This window comes from Kluyvera sp. Awk 3 (genome assembly GCF_028069715.1).
Classification (GTDB): domain Bacteria; phylum Pseudomonadota; class Gammaproteobacteria; order Enterobacterales; family Enterobacteriaceae; genus Kluyvera; species Kluyvera georgiana_A.
In genome coordinates, this window is sequence record NZ_JANEWH010000222.1 from 1 (window position 1) to 4,354 (window position 4,354).

4 protein-coding genes are annotated in these 4,354 nt (G+C 53.8%); 3 read left to right on the forward strand and 1 reads right to left on the reverse strand.

Annotated elements, in window-relative coordinates:
- Positions 1 to 436 precede the first annotated feature (436 nt).
- From NNN71_RS23830 to bglB, 3 genes are read left to right on the forward strand one after another with little or no spacing between them, the layout of a single operon-like run.
- Entirely contained in the window at positions 437 to 1,606 is a 1,170-nt protein-coding gene (locus NNN71_RS23830) for an oligogalacturonate lyase family protein (RefSeq protein WP_271459506.1), read from the forward strand.
- A complete protein-coding gene (locus NNN71_RS23835; RefSeq protein ID WP_191091028.1) occupies positions 1,606 to 2,898 on the forward strand; it encodes an ABC transporter substrate-binding protein in 1,293 nt (430 codons plus the stop codon). Before NNN71_RS23830 ends, NNN71_RS23835 begins: the two co-directional genes overlap by 1 nt.
- 9 nt (positions 2,899 to 2,907) lie before the next feature.
- Positions 2,908 to 4,017, forward strand: coding sequence for a beta-galactosidase BglB (bglB, locus tag NNN71_RS23840; protein ID WP_271459507.1), 1,110 nt, complete (start codon positions 2,908 to 2,910; stop codon positions 4,015 to 4,017).
- 20 nt (positions 4,018 to 4,037) lie between these two features.
- Here bglB and NNN71_RS23845 read toward each other — a convergent pair.
- Positions 4,038 to 4,354, reverse strand: a 317-nt coding sequence (locus tag NNN71_RS23845; protein WP_271459508.1) for a helix-turn-helix transcriptional regulator, incomplete at its 5' end; no start/stop codon positions are given.

Consider the following 4,354-nt stretch of genomic DNA (forward strand, 5'->3'; position numbering starts at 1 on the left):
ATAAGATATTTATCTTGTTGTTGTTCAAACTTAACGGCCCATGCCGGTGATATTGCCGTGGAGAGCAATATCACCAGAATAGATGCAGTAGACGTTAGCCTCATATTATTCACTCTTGTGGATAGCTGTGTCGGAACAGTTAATCATCTATGACGTCATTAAAACCTTTATAAAATAACCAGCCACAACCCTGTTTTTGTCGGAAATACAAAGAATGGGATTTAATCGCTTAAGAATGTGAGCATTCCTGTGATTATTAATGATAACGCTGCAACCTTGATTAATGCGTCACTCGTCGCCGTATTTTGTCCTTATTTCAAAGGTTATTTCCTGACGCCGTTGGCATGCTGATGCCTGCGTCTGGGAGGACTGCTTCACAGACGCGCTGACATTCTGAGCTGTCAGCCCATCGTCCACGCCTGATATTGAGGAAACTATGGCCAAGGGTGATATCACTCCGCTTACTTTTACCACCGAAACCGATCCGGTGACCGGCGTTCGCGTTATGCGCTTAACGCCACTGGGGCGCATTTTTCATCGCAACTATTTCTATCAAAAGTGCTTTTTACAGGGAGGAACACAGCTGCTGATTGGCGGCGTTGAACAGGGCAACTGGAACTACTGGCTGCTCGATCTTGAGCAGAGCACGCTGCGCCAGCTCACCGATGGGGCTGGCGATAATAGCTTTGACGGGTTTATCACTGATGACGATAGCGCGCTGATCTTTATGCGCCACAACCGGCAAATCGTGCGTGTAGAGCTGGATACCTTGCAGGAACAGGTACTGTACCAACTGCCTGCCCAGTGGGTAAGCACCAGTGCCTGGGCGCCCGACAGCAGTGGCCGCAAAATGATCGGCATGTCGCTGTCAGCAGAAAGTTACCTGCCGTTGCACGACTGGAGCGATTTCCAGCGACAGTATCATATGAACCCGACCACCCGCTGTGAAGTGATCGACCTTGCTTCCGGTCGCAGCGAACAACTGTTTGAAGAGCCGCGCTGGTTAGGACACCCCGGTTTTCGCCCCGGCGATACCGATACCATCATGTACTGTCATGAAGGACCGCACGATCTGATTCGCAACCGTATCTGGTTGCATCAGCGCCAGACGGGGCTTTCCGCGCCGGTGAGCCAGGACGAAGAGGAAACCTTTACCCATGAGTTCTGGGTGCCGGACGGTTCGCGCATTATTTTCGTCTCCCTGCATAAAGAGACGCATCAGCGCCATATCTGCCAGACGTTGGCGGGCAGCACGCAGAGCGAAAAAGTCATGCCGATGCCCGCTTGTTCACATCTGATGAGCAATTTTGATGGCTCGCTGCTGGTGGGCGACGGCTGCGGAACGCCGGTGGATCTCACCGACGAGGGCGGTTATGCGGCATTGACAGACCCCTGGCTCTATCTGTTTGCGCCGGGCGAGAAGCAAACGCGGCGGATTGTTCGCCACGATACCTCATGGCGAGTGATTGACGGCCAGTGTCAGGCAAGTCATCCGCACCCGTCGTTTAGCCCGGATCTGCGCCACGTACTTTATACCTCCGATCGCGAGGGATTACCTGCCGTGTACCTGGCGGATGTCTCCGTACTGCTGACAGGACGTTTATGATGAAAAAAATAGCACTCTCGTTGCTGCTGGCCTGCGGCGGCATATTTTGCATTGCGCCGGCAATGGCGGAAGATAGCGACAGCGTAACCCTGCGCGTCTCCTGGTGGGGGGCGAACTCGCGTCACCAGAATACCCTGAAAACCATTCGCGCCTTTGAGCAGGCGCATCCCAACATTAAGGTGAAGGCTGAATATACCGGCTGGGATGGTTTCGTTTCACGCCTCTCCACCCAGATAGCAGGGAAAAATGAACCGGATGTCATGCAGCTTGACTGGAGCTGGATACAGGTGTTCTCACGATCCGGTGATGGCTTTTACGATCTCAATCAGCTCAGCAAAGAGGTCGGGCTGGAAAACTACGCGGGCAAGCTGGGGACCGTGACGGTGAACGGCAAAGTGCAGGGGCTGCCCGTTTCGCTGGTGGCGCCCATTCTCTACTACAACACCGAAACCTGGAAAAAGGTCGGGCTTGCCTATCCGAAAACCTGGGATGAGCTGTACGCCGCCGGAAAGATCTTTAAAGAGAAGCTTGGCGACAATTACTATCCGGCTATCGTCACCACTTCAATGGAACTCATTAATTCGTGGATGGTGCAGAAGTACAACCAGCCGATGCTCAACGAAAAAGGGGAGTTTACCTACAACGAGGCGCAGTGGCTGGAATTTGTCAACGTCTATCAGAAGCTGGTGAACGAACACGTCCTGCCAAGTCAGAAGTATATTCAGTCGTTTGGTAAAGCGCAGCCGTTTGAAATGAAGCCGTGGATCAACGGTGAATTCGGCGGCTCTAACCTGATGAGTTCGGCAGTCGCAAAGTATGAAGATACCCTGGCGCCACCGGCAAAACTGGAAGTGGGTCCATATCCGCTGCTGCCGGGGGCGAAGGATGCCGGGTTATTTATCAAACCGTCGATGATATTCGCCATTAGCCGCAACACGAAGCATCCCAAAGAGGCGGCGATGCTGATGGATTACATGTTTAACCAGCCGGAAGGCGTCGCGCTGATGGGGCTGGAGAGAGGCTTCCCGGTGAGTAAAGCGGCGGCGGACTACGTGATGAAAAACACGATGGCGCAGCCGGACGATCCGGTGATTACCGGCCTTAAGCTGGTGGAGAGCATGCCGTCCGATAACGTCTACGTCTCGCCGTACTTTAAAAACCCGGAAATCGAACAGTACTGGCTGGATCTGACCCAGCGGATTGACTACGGCAAAATCAGCGCTGAAGACGCCGCCAAAGAGTTCGAACGCACCGCCAAACGCGCGCTGCGCAAACATACACCGATGAAATAAGAGGTTTTCATGGACAGAGAGCAACTGAAGTTTAGCGCGGAACAGACGGTGCAGATGACGGAAAAGCTGATTGACGCGCTGGTGAATATTCGTGATGAGAACGGCGCATTTCTCATGACGCTGGCGGATGGACGGGTGGTCGATACCAAAGGGTGGGGCGGCTGGGAATGGACTCACGGCATCGGTCTGTATGGCCTGTGGCAATACTGGCTGCAGACGCGTAACCCGCGCTGGATGGCAATCATCGAACAGTGGTTTACCGACCGTTTTCGCGAAGGCACGCCGACCAAAAACGTCAATACTATGGCGCCAATGCTGACGCTCGCCGCGTTGTATGAAGAGACGGGCCACTCGCCATGGCGGCGTTACATCGACATCTGGGCCAACTGGGTGATGCATGACATGCCGCGTACCGAGCTGGGTGGCCTGCAGCATATGACCTTCAATTTCGCGCATCATCAGCAACTATGGGACGATACGCTGATGATGAGCGTGATGCCGTTGGCGAAGGCCGGGCTGGTGCTCAATCGTCCACAGTGGGTGGACGAGGCTAAGCGTCAGTTCCTGCTGCATTCGCAGTACCTGTGCGATGCGCCGACCGGGCTGTGGTATCACGGCTGGAACTTTGAGGGGCGCCATCACTATGCTAAGGCGCTCTGGGGGCGCGGCAACAGCTGGGTGACGGTGGCCATCCCGGACTTTATCGAGATGCTCGACCTGCCGGAAGGCGACCCGGTGCGCGAGTTCTTGCTGGGCCAGCTAACGCGGCAGGTAGCGGCTCTGGCGCAGCGGCAGGATAGAGAAAGTGGGTTATGGCACACGCTGCTGGATGACCCGAACTCTTATCTGGAATCGTCGGCTTCGGCGGGTTTTGCGTATGGCATTCTGAAAGCGGTACGTCTGCGCTATATCGATAAACATTTTCTCGCGACGGGGATTGCCGCAGCGGAAGGCGTGATGCGGCAGATTAACCCGCAGGGTGAACTGGCAAATGTTTCTTTCGGTACAGGGATGGGTAAGGATCTTGACTACTATCGCAATATTGAACGTACCACCATGCCTTATGGGCAGGCGATGGCGATGCTGGCGTTGATCGAGTATCAGAACCTGTTTATCTGAACCATGAACGGCGCTCCGGTCTATGACTGGAGCGCGCTGCGGTGGCTGATCAGCGGGAAGAGACCATATTTGCGCACCGTGCGCGGCGGTATGCCGAAGAAAAGCTTAAAACGATGGGAAAAGTAGTTACTGTCGTTAAAACCGCACAGATAGGCGATATCGGTAATAGATTGCTCGGAGGTAACCAACAAATTCATCGCATGACACAAACGCACGTGAGTAATGTAGTCATTTGGCGTCAGGGCGGTAATCGATTGGACTTTACGTTCCAGCATGCGTTTCTGAATATTAAATTTTTGTGCCAGATAATCGATGCTTAATTTGTCATTTGCATAAT

Bases quoted from the DNA above. Each gene is read 5' to 3' on its own strand.
- NNN71_RS23830 (WP_271459506.1), top strand. From the start codon at position 437: ATGGCCAAGGGTGATATCACTCCGCTTACTTTTACCACCGAAACCGAT.
- bglB (WP_271459507.1), top strand. From the start codon at position 2,908: ATGGACAGAGAGCAACTGAAGTTTAGCGCGGAACAGACGGTGCAGATG.
- NNN71_RS23835 (WP_191091028.1), top strand. From the start codon at position 1,606: ATGAAAAAAATAGCACTCTCGTTGCTGCTGGCCTGCGGCGGCATATTT.